Origin of the sequence: Paenibacillus rhizovicinus, assembly GCF_010365285.1 — a bacterium.
Lineage (GTDB): Bacteria > Bacillota > Bacilli > Paenibacillales > Paenibacillaceae > Paenibacillus_Z > Paenibacillus_Z rhizovicinus.
In genome coordinates this window covers 2,716,009-2,731,417 of the sequence record NZ_CP048286.1, presented here as the reverse complement: position 1 = coordinate 2,731,417, position 15,409 = coordinate 2,716,009, and the positions used below count along the sequence as shown (strand labels likewise).

Annotated in this window: 14 protein-coding genes; 11 read left to right on the top strand and 3 right to left on the bottom strand. The window is 56.5% G+C overall.

Going from position 1 to position 15,409, the window contains the following annotated elements; translation table 11 throughout:
* Positions 1-367: 367 nt before the first annotated feature.
* The 6 genes from GZH47_RS12240 (at position 368) to folE (ending at position 4,393) form a co-directional block, all read left to right on the top strand.
* Positions 368-790, top strand: a complete 423-nt coding sequence (locus GZH47_RS12240) for a GNAT family N-acetyltransferase (protein ID WP_162640343.1) — start codon at positions 368-370, stop codon at positions 788-790.
* Positions 791-995: 205 nt separating this feature from the next.
* Positions 996-1,547, top strand: coding sequence for a DUF402 domain-containing protein (locus tag GZH47_RS12235; protein WP_162640342.1), 552 nt, complete (start codon positions 996-998; stop codon positions 1,545-1,547).
* Between the two features lie 6 nt (positions 1,548-1,553).
* Positions 1,554-2,243 carry a signal peptidase I gene (gene lepB, locus GZH47_RS12230; protein WP_162640341.1) on the top strand — a complete coding sequence of 230 codons (690 nt, stop codon included), beginning with the start codon at positions 1,554-1,556 and terminating at the stop codon, positions 2,241-2,243.
* A 39-nt stretch (positions 2,244-2,282) separates the two neighbouring features.
* The gene (gene queG / locus GZH47_RS12225) at positions 2,283-3,422 is read left to right on the top strand and encodes a tRNA epoxyqueuosine(34) reductase QueG (RefSeq protein WP_162645208.1); all 1,140 of its coding nucleotides are present in this window, start codon (positions 2,283-2,285) and stop codon (positions 3,420-3,422) included.
* 105 nt (positions 3,423-3,527) lie between these two features.
* Entirely contained in the window at positions 3,528-3,752 is a 225-nt protein-coding gene (locus tag GZH47_RS12220) for a YneF family protein (RefSeq protein WP_162640340.1), read from the top strand.
* 47 nt (positions 3,753-3,799) lie between these two features.
* The gene (folE, locus tag GZH47_RS12215) at positions 3,800-4,393 is read left to right on the top strand and encodes a GTP cyclohydrolase I FolE (RefSeq protein WP_162640339.1); all 594 of its coding nucleotides are present in this window, start codon (positions 3,800-3,802) and stop codon (positions 4,391-4,393) included.
* A gap of 91 nt (positions 4,394-4,484) precedes the next feature.
* Here the strand turns inward: folE and GZH47_RS12210 are convergent, their stop codons facing one another.
* Complete coding sequence (locus GZH47_RS12210; RefSeq protein WP_162640338.1) at positions 4,485-5,648, bottom strand: alpha/beta hydrolase; 1,164 nt, start codon at positions 5,646-5,648, stop codon at positions 4,485-4,487.
* A gap of 231 nt (positions 5,649-5,879) precedes the next feature.
* Here GZH47_RS12210 and GZH47_RS12205 point away from each other — a divergent pair, with 231 nt between their 5' ends.
* Positions 5,880-6,626 (top strand): IclR family transcriptional regulator, encoded by a 747-nt coding sequence (locus GZH47_RS12205; RefSeq protein WP_162640337.1) that lies wholly within the window; start codon positions 5,880-5,882, stop codon positions 6,624-6,626.
* Between the two features lie 124 nt (positions 6,627-6,750).
* Here the strand turns inward: GZH47_RS12205 and GZH47_RS12200 are convergent, their stop codons facing one another.
* Entirely contained in the window at positions 6,751-8,004 is a 1,254-nt protein-coding gene (locus GZH47_RS12200; protein ID WP_225446460.1) for an exo-alpha-sialidase, read from the bottom strand.
* 214 nt (positions 8,005-8,218) lie between these two features.
* On the opposite strand from GZH47_RS12200, the gene GZH47_RS12195 reads away from it, so the two are divergent.
* The 3 genes from GZH47_RS12195 to GZH47_RS12185 all read left to right on the top strand — a co-directional run bounded on the left by GZH47_RS12195 (position 8,219) and on the right by GZH47_RS12185 (position 11,090).
* On the top strand, positions 8,219-8,590 hold the full coding sequence (locus GZH47_RS12195; protein ID WP_162640335.1) for a hypothetical protein: 372 nt from the start codon (positions 8,219-8,221) through the stop codon (positions 8,588-8,590).
* 182 nt (positions 8,591-8,772) lie between these two features.
* Positions 8,773-10,002 carry a glycosyltransferase family 2 protein gene (locus tag GZH47_RS12190; protein ID WP_162640334.1) on the top strand — a complete coding sequence of 410 codons (1,230 nt, stop codon included), beginning with the start codon at positions 8,773-8,775 and terminating at the stop codon, positions 10,000-10,002.
* A complete protein-coding gene (locus GZH47_RS12185) occupies positions 9,999-11,090 on the top strand; it encodes a glycosyltransferase family 4 protein (protein ID WP_162640333.1) in 1,092 nt (363 codons plus the stop codon). Before GZH47_RS12190 ends, GZH47_RS12185 begins: the two co-directional genes overlap by 4 nt.
* A gap of 87 nt (positions 11,091-11,177) precedes the next feature.
* Here GZH47_RS12185 and acnA read toward each other — a convergent pair whose 3' ends face one another.
* The gene (gene acnA, locus GZH47_RS12180; protein ID WP_162640332.1) at positions 11,178-13,898 is read right to left on the bottom strand and encodes an aconitate hydratase AcnA; all 2,721 of its coding nucleotides are present in this window, start codon (positions 13,896-13,898) and stop codon (positions 11,178-11,180) included.
* A gap of 281 nt (positions 13,899-14,179) precedes the next feature.
* Here acnA and GZH47_RS12175 point away from each other — a divergent pair, with 281 nt between their 5' ends.
* Positions 14,180-15,385, top strand: coding sequence for an amidase domain-containing protein (locus tag GZH47_RS12175; protein ID WP_225446459.1), 1,206 nt, complete (start codon positions 14,180-14,182; stop codon positions 15,383-15,385).
* Positions 15,386-15,409 lie beyond the last annotated feature (24 nt).

Genomic DNA, 15,409 nt, shown 5'->3' with positions numbered 1-15,409 from the left:
TAACATGCAACCTCGGACGAGCGCGTCCGAGGTTTTTTGCGCCCTTGCCTGAAAACACTAGGCAAGCTGTTAACGCTGACGACACCGATAAGCTTGGAATCAACTCGTGCCGCCGTCATAAATATAAGTATAGCGACCTATAGCAATCGTACCGAAATGAAGAGAAAACGAACATTAAACGGATAGCATTCAAATGAAAACGTTTGCAATAAAGCGTTTTCATCAGAAAAAGAGTGATATTCTAAATTTTTTAAGGTTTTTTAAAGGTTTTAGAAGGAATTCGAATGAATTTGTCGTATTATTAATTTTACCTAAATTATTCGTTAGTCTATCATTTCATACTGCGTTTGAAGAGGAGCTTAAAGTTATGGACGTTCGATCCTTCCAATTAGCCGATTATCAATCTGTTACCGAGCTGCTGGAGACCGTCTTGTCGGAGGAGTGTTACGAGCAGACGATTGAAGCATTTGCCCGTCAACTCTCTTGGGACAGCGAATTAGTGCTTGTCGCTGCTGTAGGTAATGAAATCGCAGGCATTATGATCGGTACGATCGATAATGGCCGCGGATACTACTATCGCATTGCCGTTCATCCGAAGTATCAGCGCCAAGGAATCGGCAAGAAGCTGATTGCCTCGCTTCGCCAGCGTTTCGTCCAACGGAACGTGTCCAAGATCATGATCACGGCGGACGAGCACAACGAACCTATCCTCTCACTTTATGAATCGCTTGGCTACGTCGCGGCGGATTTCTTCCGTTCCTTCCAGAAGCTGAGCATTGTCGCAGGGTAACTCCCCGGCTTCATTCCTCTCTCTATACCGTTATTTCGAAGGACAAGCATATCTGCCGTCATTGCTTTTGGCGAACAGATATGCTTTTCTTAACTTATAGGAAAGATTATGCTTCATTGTTGGAATAATAATTCATAGCAGCATTCGCATTCGCGCTCGCATTTCACGACTTTCAAGAAATCCTGTCTGCGTAGGAGTATAGCTTATGACAACTTATAGGCCCTGTGTCATTAAGAGCTTCAAGAATAACGGGCATTTGCACCGGATGTGGCTGGAAAATTGGCTCGTGCCCGCGGAACAGCTGGCCCCGGAGCATGCCGCGGAATCGATGATCGTCTTCATCAACCGTCAGACCCCGATCCAGGAAGCGGACGGCAAGCAGTGGATCAGCCGGGTCCCGGCGGTGTCCTTCTTCATCCCGGGCGAGTGGTTCAACGTCGTCGGACTGCTGGAAGACCATGGCGTCCGGTATTATTGCAATGTGGCCTCGCCGTTGTTTTTCCAGAACGACGTGCTGACGTATATCGACTACGATCTCGATGTCATCGTCCCCTGCGGGGGCAAGGCTCAGGTCGTGGATCAAGAAGAATACGAGATGCACAAAATCGCCTATCACTATTCGGAAGAAGTCAACCGAAAAGTAATGGAGGGGCTTAAAGCGCTGCTCCACCGCGCGCAAAATGGAGAGGCTCCGTTCAATGACCACCATATTATGTCGTATTACGACGCGTGGCACAAACAAACGGGCGAGGTGTAGCAGTCAATGAATACGGGTCCGGGTTCGAATAGCGAAGCACCGCGGGAAGTCGAACAGGCGGCCTTGGGACCGCGCAAGGGCAGAACGGCACCCGTAAGAACGAAGGAAGAACGTTCCTTGTCCAAGAAACCGGAAGAGGGCCGAAGAAGGGCGCAAGCCAGAACGATGCCGCCATGGCTGTTGGAAGTGAGGGACTGGGGACGCACGCTTGTGATCGCCGTTCTCGTCGTGCTGGGCATGCACTATTTCGTATTCAGCCTTTCGACCGTGAAAGGCCAGTCGATGCAGCCGACGCTGTACGAGAAAGAATGGCTGATCGTGAACAAGATCAGCTATCGGCTCGGTTCGCCCCAACTCGGCGACGTCGTGATTCTGCATGACCCTGCCGAAACGGCGGGCCATAAGGAATACCTCGTGAAACGGATTGTCGGCAGCCCCGGCGACCGGATTGAAATCCGCCAGGGAGAGCTGTACCGCAACGGCAAGCTCGTTCTGGAGCCGTATACGGACGCGCTGATCGAGGATGCCGACTTCGGGCCGGTCACCGTAGCCGGGGATCATTATTTCGTCATGGGCGACAACCGGCATGCAAAGGCAAGCCGCGACAGCCGTGAGTTTCAAGCCGTGCCGCGAAGCGAGATCCTCGGCCGGGCGGATATTATTATGTGGCCGATCACGCGGTGGGCGCATTTGTAAAGCGAGCAGGAAGGAGGTGCCGGGTTGGCAAGCGGCGGCATGGATTGGCAGCAGTTGAAAGACGACATGAAGGCTGCCGCGGAAGAACTCGGCATCGACAAGATCGGCGTCGCTTCCGCGGAGCCGTTCACGGAATTGAAGGAGCGGCTGGAACGACACCGGGCGCTAGGGTACGAATCCGGGTTCGAAGAACCCGATCTTCGCAAACGAACGGAGCCGGAGCTCCTGTTCGAGGATCCGCAGTCCATTATTGCGATCGCGATTGCGTATCCGTCCAAGCTCCAAGATCCGCCGAAATCCGTTCCCGGAGCCAGAAGGGGTATCTTGTCCCGTTCCGCTTGGGGCGAGGATTACCATACGGTGCTGCGGAACAGGCTGAAACGGCTTGAGAATTGGCTGCAGGAACGCGTGCCGGAAGGACGTTTCCTCAGCATGGTGGATACGGGGGCGCTGTCGGACCGCGCCGTCGCGCAGCGTGCCGGCATCGGCTGGTCCGGCAGCAACTGTGCCATCATTACGCCGGAATGGGGATCCTGGGTCTACCTCGGCGAGATGATTACGAACTTGCCGCTGCCGCCCGACAAGCCGGTAACCGAAAGCTGCGGCGAATGCACCGTCTGCATCGATGCTTGTCCTACGGATGCGCTCGTCGCGCCGGGGCAGCTCGATTCGCAGCGGTGCATTTCGTTCGTCACGCAGACCAAGGGACTTGTGTCGGACGAAATGATGCGCAAGATCGGCAACCGCTTGTACGGCTGCGATACTTGTCAGATCGTCTGTCCGGAGAACAAAGGCAAGCATGCGTCGCATCATCCGGAACTCGTGCCGGACAATGAGCTGGTAAAGCCGCTGCTGGTGCCCCTCTTGACGATGGGCAACCGCGAGTTCAAGGAGCGGTACGGCTCCAATGCTTCCGCTTGGCGGGGACGCAAGCCGATTCAGCGCAATGCCGTTATCGCGCTCGGCAATTTCAAGGATGCGGCTTCCGTTCCCGCGCTGGAAGGCGTGCTGCGGGATGATCCGCGTTTCGAGCTGCGTGCGACCGCTGCCTGGTCGCTGGGGCGGATCGGCGGAGAAGCGTCCGCAGCCGTGCTCTCCGAAGCCCGGGGGCGCGAGAAAGACGCTGCCGTGGTCGAGGCGATCGACAGCGCGCTGGCGGGGCTGGCTGCGCGGACGTAATCCTGCTGCCGCGAATTGTTGTATTCTGCCGTTTGCGAACGCATGGTCCCTCATGCTATTATTAAATGCAATATGACTATTAGAGACAAGGCAAGGTGAACGATTATGTGGACGGTCATTATTTCGATCATTACGCTCATCGTTGGTGCCGTCGGCGGTTTCTTCGTTGGCGTCTACTATCTCCGCAAGCAGCTGGAGAAGATGCAGAACGATCCGGAAATGCTGAAGAAGATGGCGAAGCAGATGGGGTATAACATGAACAACCAGCAGCTGTCGAAGGCGCAAAACATGATGAAAAACCAACAGCAGCGCCCGGGCAAACGAAAATAATCGTTCTCGTTGCCTGACGGTTTTCAGGGAAAGGAGACGATGCGCAAATGGCGGGAATGAAAGACTACGTCAATTCACACGTTTCGGATAATCGGGAGAAAATAGAGTATCACATCGGACAAATTCTCGGACTAATCGGAGAAGACGTCAACCGCGAGGGACTTCTGGAGACGCCCGCGCGCGTCACGCGCATGTACGAGGAAATCTTCGCGGGTTATGCCGTCGATCCGCGCGACGTGCTTGGCGTGACCTTCGACGAGCAGCACGAAGAACTGGTCATCGTCCGGGATATCGTCTACTACAGCCAATGCGAGCATCATATGGCGCCATTCTTCGGGAAAGCGCATATCGGCTATATTCCGAGCGGCAAGATCGCCGGATTAAGCAAGCTGGCACGGCTCGTGGAGGCCGTCTCGCGCCGTCTGCAGGTGCAGGAGCGCATTACGTCGCAAATCGCGAACATCATGGAAGAAGTGCTGCAGCCGCACGGCGTTATGGTCGTCGTGGAAGGCGAGCATCTATGCATGTGCGCGCGCGGCGTGAAGAAACCGGGCAGCATGACGGTAACGTCCGCCGTTCGCGGCGAATTCCGCACGAGCGCGGCGCTCCGTTCGGAGTTTCTGTCGCTGCTCAAACAATAAGCGTCAATGAACGTGAACAAGGGCTCGCTGTGCGGGCCGCCTGAATCGGCGGCCGCGCGGCGAGCCCTTGTTTGGTTGTGCTTGAATCGGGTTAAGCAGACTTATAAGCAGCATCCACTTGGCTGAGGAACAAGGCCGCGCGCTGGATGTATTCTTTCGGGTGCGCCCTGAACAGCAGTTCATGCTGGCCGCCTTGCACGACCCAGCTTCGCGACAGCGAATCATGCTGGTCGGCTGCGATCTGCTCCGCCGTGGACACGGAGGCGATGGCATCGCCCGTGCCGTGCATGATGAAGACCGGCATTGGATAAGCAGTCTGCATGACCTGTTTAACCGGCAGACGGTCCAGTTGGACGCCGGTAAAGAACGGCAGCATCCATTTAATGAGCGGAACCGACGGATAACGCGGAATGTCTTTCATATATTGGCGAAGGTTGTTGTACATGGAGTCGGAGCTCGGCAGAAACAAGCTGTCGAGCAGCATGGCATCGATCCGGTCGGAAGCGTCCGTCTGCAGCGCCGCTTGCAGCGCGGTTCCGGCACCCATGGAGAACCCCCAGACGACGACTTCGCCGGCGCCTTGCGACCTCGCGTATTGGACGGCGGCGAGCAGCTGCTGGGACTCTTCCTTCCCGCCCGTAGCGGGCGTCCGTTTGCCGGAAGAGGCATAACCGTAATCGAACATGAAGACGTTATAGTGCAGGCCATGCAGCAGCTCGGCTAAATCGTACATGGGAACCCAGGATTCCTCGCGGTTCGCTCCGTAGCCGTGACTGAAGACGACGGTCCGGTCGGAATGCGCCGGGGCAGCGGCGGCTTTTGCCGTCGACGACGTGCCGGTATCAGAAGGGGTTCCGCCGTTAGCGGAAGGGGCGTTTCCTACAGTGGCCGCAGCAGCTGCGATTGTGACGGCTCCGGCTCCGCTATTGGACGGAATATACCAGCCATGGACGGTCGTCCGGCCGCTCTTGCTCGGGAAGGCGACATCGCTGTACGCCAGTCCTTTGGCATCGAACGGATTCGTGGTCAGCGCCGGCACGTAAGGGTGGGCGATGACCCAGGCGGCATAGCCATGGAAGGCGAGCGCCAGGAACAGCAGCAGCGCAACGAATGCGGACATGACCGCAAGAGCGGCATGCCTGCGGCGATGGCTGGGCGCAGCCTTCTGTGCCGGAGAAGGCGCGGGCGTGAAGGGAGGGAGAAGTCCGGGTGCGAAGCTTCCGGCCGGATGCATAGGCGTGATCGTCGTGCTCATGATAGTAACCCCCTCTATATATGACCGTACATTTGTAAGCGCTTACTACTAGTTCTGTATTCCTATGTTATGGCGGAACCGCCAGCCTGTCAATGTATGTCGACAACTTGTTACGCTCTTGTAATGTTGCTGTAAAATAAGGCCGCGCGCTTTACCGCAGGGGGCGATTTGCGTTATACTGGCTGTAATTAAGTTTCACTCAGTGAAACCGATGACTGGGGGAGAAGGCCTATGACGGAGGATGGCAAATCGACGGTTCGCGCCGTAGAACGCGCGCTGGATTTATTGCTTTGTTTTACCGCCCGGAAGGAATGGGCGATGACGGAGCTGGCCGAGCAGGTTGGCCTGCACAAGAGCACCGTCCACCGCATGCTGGCTACGCTCGAGCAGCGGGGTTTCGTGGCGCGGGACGCCGCGTCGGACCGCTATCGGCTCGGTTTGCGCATTTGGGAGCTGTCGGCTAACATGTCGGGTGCGGACGACCCCGCGGTCATCGGGCTGCCGGAGATGGAACGGCTGCGCGATATGCTTGGCGAGACGGTCAGCCTCTATCTGCGCGACGGCAACGAACGGATACGGATTCAGGCCGTGCAGAGCATTCAGGCGATTCGCCGGGTTGCTCCGATCGGCGCAAGACTGCCGCTTTATGTCGGAGCGTCCAGCAAAGTGCTGATCGCCTTCGAGGAGCCGGCCAAGTGCGAGGAGCTGCTGCAGGACGAGTCATGGCCGGCTTCCTTCGACCGGCTGCAGTATCGCGAGCAGCTCGAGGATTGGCGCCGGCTCGGCTACGCGACCAGCGTGGAGGAGCGCGAGCAGGGGGCTGCGGCCGTCGCGGCGCCGATCTTCTCCCGTACGGGCAAGCTGGTCGCCGCGCTCTCCGTCTCCGGTCCGGCGAACCGGCTGACGCCGGAGAAGATGCGCGAGCAGGCGCCTGCCGTCATGGAAGCGGCGCACCGGCTCGGTTCCATGTTGAAATAATCCGAGGCGCGCGGACGAGCATCGGACAAAAAGAATAGAGCGGGTCTCCGGACAGTCGAATTCGACTGCACGGGGACGCCGCTCTTTTTGCTGCCTTCGGAGCTGCAGCCGTCAAGTGTAGTAGTCAAGGTGTAATGATTGTGTCGGAGTAACCGGCGAAGATGTTTTGCGTGCCGACGGGCTGCGTACTGAGCCAAACACCGATGTAGCCGCCGGGCGGAACGCTCGTAATCGAAATATAATCGCCGATCAGCGGCACGGGAACGGGAGAGTTGCCGTTGGGATTGAACGATTGGTTCGTAATCCGGGTGTTCGTGAAGGTTGCCCCGCCGTTAATCGACCTCGCCACGTACACGTCCAGATCGAAGCCATTTATTTGATTGCTGTAATAAATGACGTTGACTACGCCCGTGAGCGGATCCACGTCGATGTCCGGGAAGAAGTTCTGCGAGCCGGCCGGCGCGCCCGTAATGCTGACGGGAGCCGACCAGGAGCCGTCGTTCGGATTGCGTTTGGCCATGAAGATGTCGGCGTAGCCCTGCCGATTATCCTGCCAGATCGCGTATACGGTACCGGTGAAAGGTCCGACCGAGCGATCCGAGGAGATCGCGGCGAAGGTGAGCACGCGGAAGTTATAGCCGACGACGGGCAGCGGCGACGGAACCGGCACGACGTTGGAGACGACCACCGCGCCGTCGAACGTTCGGCCGCCGTCGAGGGAAACGCGCACGATAAATCTGAAGCTCGGATTGACCGTCACCCAAGCGGCGAAGACATTCCCCGTCAAGTCGACGGTGATGTCGGGACGTTCGACCTGGTCGGATTCGGCCGAGAGCAGGATCGGCTGGCTCCACACCGTGCTGTTGCTTTGCAGCGCTTGAACGAATGCCGTCGAGTTGCCGCCGTTCGCGACGTTGAATTGATGGTTATAGCTGATGTACGTGTTGCCGAGAAAAGGGCTCGATTGGGACGTGTCGATGACCACGTTCGTTTCGTCGTTGTTGATATACGTTCCGAATCCGGGCGCAATGATGACGGGTGCGCTGAACGTCGCGCCGTTGTCAGTCGAGAAGTACGCAACGGTCGTCCCGGAATCCGGTCCGGGGAATACATGGGCGGCGACGGTGAATAAGTTCGGGAAACCGTAAGAAACGACGGGCGCTTCCGCGCCGGTGAAGCCCGCAGGCAGCGGCAGCAAGCTGTTCGCCCAACTGAATCCGCCATCTAGCGACCGGTAGAGTCCGATCAACGGGACGCCCGTCGTCGTATCGACGGCCACGGCGACCATGATGCCCGTAATGAGCAGGTTGACGGCTACGCTCGGCTCGAATTTTGGATTGCCGTTGGGCGTGACCTGAAAGTTGAAATTCGTCATCATGTTCCTCCCTTTGATGCTGGAAGAAAATTCCTACCCCTCGAGGCCGGAGTCAGCCGTTTCATCCTCTTTATATGCATTCTATTGAAATCGCGGAGTTTTGACCTATGCTTGCGTCTACGAACGCAAAAAGGGCGGAACGAGAAGGAGAATCGTCTCGAAACTTTTAAATCTACTGGGAATAAATTGGTAGTGCTAGATGGAGGGGGTGAATAATATGCCATATTCAACAGGTCTTATTACGAACACCCGAGCACTCGGAACCGCCGCTTCTACCGTTTTCGTCAATGCGCGTAATATCACGAACGTCGAAGCATTGATTATTATTGAGGTTTACGTGGTGTCGGACTCGATGCCGCTCACGCTGGCATATCTGTCCGGCTTCATGCTGGCAGGGAAATCGGGCGACAAGCGCGAATTTTTCATAGGCGGCGATAGTGCTTATGAAGTGCAATTGAGCGTCATCAACCCGTTGACCGAAGTCGTCTTATCCACGTTCGGAGTGGACGAGTTCGGTAATTTGGTGGACGGACATCGCGTGCTGCAAGAGGAAATGACGGTTATTTCGCTTCTTTCGACAACGCCTTGATAGCAGGCTAATAAACGGTGAAACGCGCAAATGGGAGCTAACGCATTCGTTGGCTCCTTTCGCGCATCATGGCGGTCGTTTACATAGCGCGGAATCCGGCGCCTCACAGGATAGCCGCACAAGCAAACTTTTGCCGCTTCAATACAATAGTACAGGATGGTTGCGGCGGAAGGAGTGACAACATGGTCGATTTAGGGATCGTAATGCCCGTGTATAAGCAAAAGCCGGCCTTCCTCGAGGCGGCGCTGGATTCTGTGCTGAAGCAAACGTACCAGAACTTCAAATTGATCGTCGTCATTGACGGCGCACCGGAAATGGAGCCGCTCGTCAGGAAGTTTCTGAACGGCGACCGCCGGGCGGCAATCCTGTCGCATGGCGTGAATCAAGGCGTCGCGGCCGCGCTCAATACGGGCTTCCGACCATTGCTGGATACCTCCGGCATCGACTACTTGACTTGGGTCTCCAGCGACAACGTCTACTATCCGAGGTTTCTCGAGACGCTTCGCCATGCGCTTAAGAAAGGGCCGGAAGAGCTGGGCCTCGCATACAGCTCGTTCCAAGGCATTAACGACGAAGGCGTGCAGCTCTATGACGAGCAGACGCTGGCCGCGCAGCGGCAATACCAATCGCAGCCTACGGAGAAGCTGCTGGACTCTTCTCTGATCGGCGTTTCTTTTATGTACAAATCCCGCTATGCCAGGCTGATCGACGGCTACGAGCTCGTGCCTGTAGAAGATTACGACTATTGGCTCCGTCTCACCGAGCATTGCGAAATCAAATATATTCCCGTGGAGCTCATCGAGTACCGCGTGAACTCCGCGCTCAGCGTATCGGCAATGCTGCAGACGGTTGCCCAGCACCGCAAATGGCGGTATACGTATCACCTGGCTAGACACCGGGCACGGACGCGCAGAGGGATCGCGCCGGCCATAACGATCTTATATCCATTGAAGGAAGCGAACGCGCAGGCCATCGAGCGCATCGAGAACCTTTACGAACAGACCTTCAGTAACTATATATGCTATGTATTGGATTTATCTCCGGATATGCGGGTTACGGCCGAATTATCGAGCATTTCGCATCCGCTGACGGACTTCAAATGGTTTCCGAACACGAGCAGGCCCATGGCGCTGCTGCACGCCGTGCAGATGATTCAGACGCCGTACAGCTTGATTCTCGGTCAGAACCAATTTACGGATGCGATGAATTTGTCGATCATGTACGATGAAATGCAGAAAGCGGCGCCCGAAGTCATGTCCAATTACTACACCCCGGACCGTACGCAGCTCGGCTATCGCCATGCGAGCATGGCGGCCCACGACAACGCTGCCATCTACGACGAGTTGTTCCGCAGGGATTATCTCGTCGATTACGTGAAAAATCATTACATGCAAATGAGTGATCTCGTATGAAAATGCTCTTCACCTTCTATAATCCGAGCGGCGGCATGGAGACGCTCAACCGCATCCGCTGCAAAGCGTTGAAACAAAAGCATGCCGAGTGCCACCTGCTATACTCCATCGACGGCGAAGGCCGCAAGAATATCAAAGATATTCCAACCTTCATCATGAACGAGGAAGAAGCCATCCGGCGCCTGATCGAGCGCGAGAAGTATGATATCATCGTCGTTTGCACCGATGTGACGCTGCTGATGCTCATGCGAAAAGTAGGCTATCAAGGGCTGCTTATTTTCGAAATCCAGGGGCTCGGCACGCTGAAGACGGCAAACGCGATTCTGAAAGACATCTCTGCCCGCGTGATGGAAACGGCGGATGCGGTCCTGTATCCGCAAACGAGCCATCTGAAGCAGCTGCTGCCGGAGCATCTGCCGAACCTCCCCCACTTCTGTTTCGACGATCCGCTGGATACGCAGGATTTCGGCTATGCCGCCTATCCGCCGAAGCCGTTTCCGATTATCGGATGGGTCGGTCGCATCGAGGAGAACAAGAACTGGCGAGACTTCCTGCTGATCGGCGCAAGGCTCCTCAATCAGCATCCGGAGGGGTATCTCTGGATATTCGGGGATCCGAGCTTGAGCGAGCCGCGCGAGAAGGCGATGTTCGACAAGTGGGTGGACGGTTTGCAGCTGCGGCAGAAGCTCGTCATGCACGCGAACGTGCCCCATGAGCAAATGGCGGATTATTTCTCCATCATCGGCGATTCGGGCGGGCTGCTGCTGTCGACTTCCATCCTCGAAGGATTCGGTTACGCCGTCGCGGAAGCGATGCTTTGCCGCTGTCCGGTACTGACGACGGATTCCGACGGCATCCGAAGGTTCCTCGTGCACGACGTAACCGGCAAGCTGTACCCGAGGACCAATATCAATAAGGCATTTGCGGAAGCGCAGTCGCTGATGCGCGACATCCCTTTGCGCAATTCGATCATCGATCAAGCGGAAACGCATATCAAAGCGCATTTCTCCTGCACGAAATACGCGGATAATTTCTTCGGCATGCTAAGGAAACTGAAGGGAATCAACTCCAGGACCGAGCAGCTTTAACATATAACAAACGGGCCCGCTCAATGAAGAGCGGGCCCGTTGTATGGCATGGCAATATTGAATTGCCATCACTTATTTGGCTGTGACTTACTTCGCTGCGTTAGCCGCAATCATTTGACGGAGCACGGTTTGAAGGATACCGCTGTTCCGGTAGTAGTCGACATCGACTAGGGAATCCAGACGAACGATGGCAGGGAATTCAAACGTCGTACCGTCTTCGCGCGTTGCGACGACCGTAACGGTTTGACCCGGTTGAACGTCGTTGCTCAGGCCGACGATGTCGAACGTTTCGCGTCCCGTGATGTTCAGCGTTTTCCAGCCGTGACCTTCTTGGAATTGCAGAGGCAGAACGCCCATGCCTACCAGGTTGGAACGGTGGATCCGCTCGAAGCTTTCAGCGATGACGGCTTTGACGCCGAGCAGGAACGTGCCTTTGGCCGCCCAGTCGCGGGAGCTTCCCGTGCCGTACTCTTTACCGGCGATAACGACGAGGTTCTTGCCGCTCTTCTGATACAGCATGGATGCGTCGTAGATGGACATCACTTCGTCCGTCGGCAGGTAAGTCGTTACGCCGCCTTCCGTGCCAGGGGCAACCTGGTTACGAATGCGGATGTTCGCGAACGTACCGCGCATCATGACTTCATGGTTACCGCGGCGCGATCCGTAGGAGTTGAAGTCCACTTTGTCTACGCCGTGTTTGATCAGGTATTCGCCGGCAGGGCTGTCAGTCTTGATGTTACCTGCAGGAGAGATATGGTCCGTCGTAACGGAATCGCCAAGCAGTGCCAGCACGCTCGAGCTCTTGATATCCGCAATGTCGCCGATGTCGGAGCCGAGGTTTTCGAAGAACGGCGGGTTTTGGATGTAGGTCGATTTGTCGTCCCACTCGTAGCTCTCGCCAGTCGGTACGTCGATTGCGTTCCAACGCTCGTTCTGCGTAAAGACGTTCTCGTATTTGTCGCGGAAAATTTGCGGGCTCATTGCCGAAGCCATGGCATCCGAAATTTCTTTGGACGTCGGCCAGATGTCTTTGAGGTAGACAGGCTGGTTGTTGCCGTCGTAACCGATCGGATCGGAGGACAGGTCGATGTTGACCGTTCCGGCAATCGCATAAGCGACGACGAGCGGCGGCGATGCCAGGTAGTTCGCTTTGACTTGCGCATGCACGCGGCCTTCGAAGTTACGGTTACCGGACAGTACGGCTGCAACCGTCATGTCGTTGTCCGCGATTGCTTTGCTTACTTCGTCCGGCAACGGACCGGAGTTACCGATACAAGTCGCGCAGCCGTAGCCTGCAAGGTAGAAGCCCAGCGCTTCCAGCGGCTCAAGCAGGTTGGCGTTCTTCAGGTAGTCCGTTACGACCAGGGAACCCGGCGTCAGGGAGCTCTTCACGTAGGCCGGCTTCGTCAGGCCGCGCTCAACGGCTTTCTTCGCTACCAGACCCGCGCCGATCATAACGCTTGGGTTGGACGTGTTCGTGCAGCTCGTGATAGCCGCGATAACGACTGCGCCCGTGCCCATTTTGCTTACTTGGCCGTTCGTGTGTTTCACTTCGACGAACTCTTCGATTTTGTTGTCGGAGAGGCCGTAGCCGCCTTTGTCGATCGGCGTGCGGATGATGCTGTTGAACGATTCTTTCATCGCCGTCAGCTCAACGCGGTCTTGCGGACGCTTAGGACCTGCAAGGGATGGCACGATCGTGGACAAGTCGAGTTCAACGATGTCCGAGAATGTCGGTTCAGGCGTATCGTCCGTGCGGAACATGCCTTGAGCCGTATAGTAAGCTTCAACAAGCGCGATTTGATCTTCCGTACGGCCTGTGGAGCGCAGGAATTGCAGCGTTTCGTTGTCGACTGGGAAGTAGCCGACCGTTGCGCCGTATTCAGGAGCCATGTTGGCAACCGTAGCACGGTCAGCAAGGCTGATGTTGGACAAACCAGGGCCGAAGAACTCGACGAATTTGCCGACAACGCCTTTTTTACGAAGGATTTGCGTAACTGTCAGGGCAAGGTCAGTCGCCGTAGCGCCTTCTGCCAGGCTGCCGGTCAGACGGAAGCCGATAACTTCCGGCGTTACGAAGTACAGCGGTTGGCCGAGCATGCCGGCTTCCGCCTCGATGCCGCCGACGCCCCAGCCGACTACGCCAAGACCGTTGATCATCGTCGTGTGGGAGTCCGTGCCTACAAGGGAGTCCGGATATACGACAGTTTCGCCGTCAACCGTCTTCGTAGCGGCAACGGATGCCAAGTACTCCAGGTTGACTTGGTGAACGATACCCGTACCCGGCGGAACCGCGCGGAAGTTATCGAACGCCGTTTGTGCCCAGCGAAGGAAACGGTAACGTTCGCCGTTGCGTTTGAACTCGATGTCCATGTTATATTCAAGTGCTTCCGGCGTTCCGAAAGCATCGACCATGACGGAGTGGTCGATTACAAGGTCAACCGGTACGAGCGGGTTGATTTGTTTCGGGTCGCCGCCCGATTTCTTCACGGTATCGCGCATCGCCGCCAAGTCGACTACTACCGGTACGCCGGTGAAATCCTGCAGGACGATACGGGCAGGAATGAACGGAATTTCTTTGTCTTCGCGTCCGTCAGCCCAAGTTGCGAGCTGCTTCACATGTTCTTTGGTAATGCCGCGTCCGTCGAATTGACGAACGGCTGCTTCAAGAAGCACTTTAATGGAGAAAGGGAGTTTCGAAATTTTACCCAGGCCTTGCTCTTCCAATCCGCCCAGACGGTAGTAAGCATACTGCTTGCCGCCGACCGACAGCGATTCGCGGACGGAGTATTCGTTTTGCTTTGTCATTGCGCTTCGCGCCTCCTTGATTTGCGTGTTTCGGTTTCACTCTGTGAAACACAATTTCATAAACACTTCATAATGTAAGTATAGCGGTTTTCGAGCAAATAGGAAAGACCAAATATCGCCTGCTGACGGGGATCCGGCGCCCTTTTTTACCTGGAAACCGGACGAGGATCAAGCGTTTATTCACATGAAACGGCCTTCTTGCTCATATAATGAACCAGCATTATTCCGCCCATGAGCTGGGAGGTTTATTCCAATAACGGACGTGCGGGGAGGAATCACAGGTGCCGCGATCGCGAGTACGACCCGGAACAGGCAAGACAGTAACGAATAAAAGCGCGGCCGGCAAGCCGCCGGGCCGTGTTTCGGCGCCGCCCGTGCGGCTGCACGGCGCGGGCAGTTCAGGAAGCGCGATGCTTGCGCAAGTCAGCGGCGAACCGCCGGATACGGCCAAGTCCGAGGGTTGGAAGGCGGCTATTCACCGTTACGTGAAGCTGTACAATCAAGCCGAGATCGACCGTTACGCCGCCCCATTCGATGCCGTCATCTCCGATGGGGACCACTTGTACCGGTTCGGCCAGCGGCTCGGCCGGCTGCGCGAACAAGAGCTGCTGCGCGGCATTCTGCCTTCCCGGAGCGAGACGAGCGCCGAGCTGCTGCGGATCAGCGAATCCGGCACGCTGTCCGAGGTGTGCGTGCTCATCGAACTCCGCGTCAAACGTACGATCGAGCATCGCGGGCGCACGTATTTGGAGGAACGCTTCGACCGCGAGCGGCTTTGGCTGGCGGCCGAAGACGGGGACTATGTCATCTCCCGCGTCGAGCCGATCGTTTCCGAGCGCCGGCCGCGGTTCAGCTCGTCCCATTCCAGCCATGCCGGCGAATTCGCCGACGAGCAGGCGCTGGCCGCGGAAAGCAAGCCGCAGTCCATACCTTATATAAATTATGATGTTTTGCCGTTTTTCAAACATGGGCGGGCTGGAATCCGTTACAGGCGCGATTTGGCCGCCGCGTATGCCGACCGCTGGTGGAACGAGCCGAATCCCGCTTACGAAAATTTCGAGGTAAACTGCACCAATTTCATCTCCCAGTGTCTCTTTGCAGGCAACGCACCGATGAACTATACTGGTAAAAGGGCTTCCGGCTGGTGGTACCGCGGGTACAGCGGCGGCCGGGAAAATTGGAGCTACAGCTGGGCTGTGGCGAACGCGCTGCAGCATTATTTGTCGGTTCCGCACAACGGGGTACTGCGGGCAACGGTCGTCGAATCGGCGGATCAACTCGCTCTCGGCGATGTTATTATCTACGATTGGGGCGGCGACAACCGGTATCAGCACAGCACGGTCGTGACCGCGTTCGATGCTGCCGGCATGCCGCTCGTGAATGCGAATACGGTGCCAAGCCGCCATCGCTATTGGGATTATCAAGATTCCTATGCATGGACGGAGAACACCAAGTACCGTTTTTTCCATATCGCGGATGAGTTTTAAAATACAAGAATGTGTAAGTTCCAC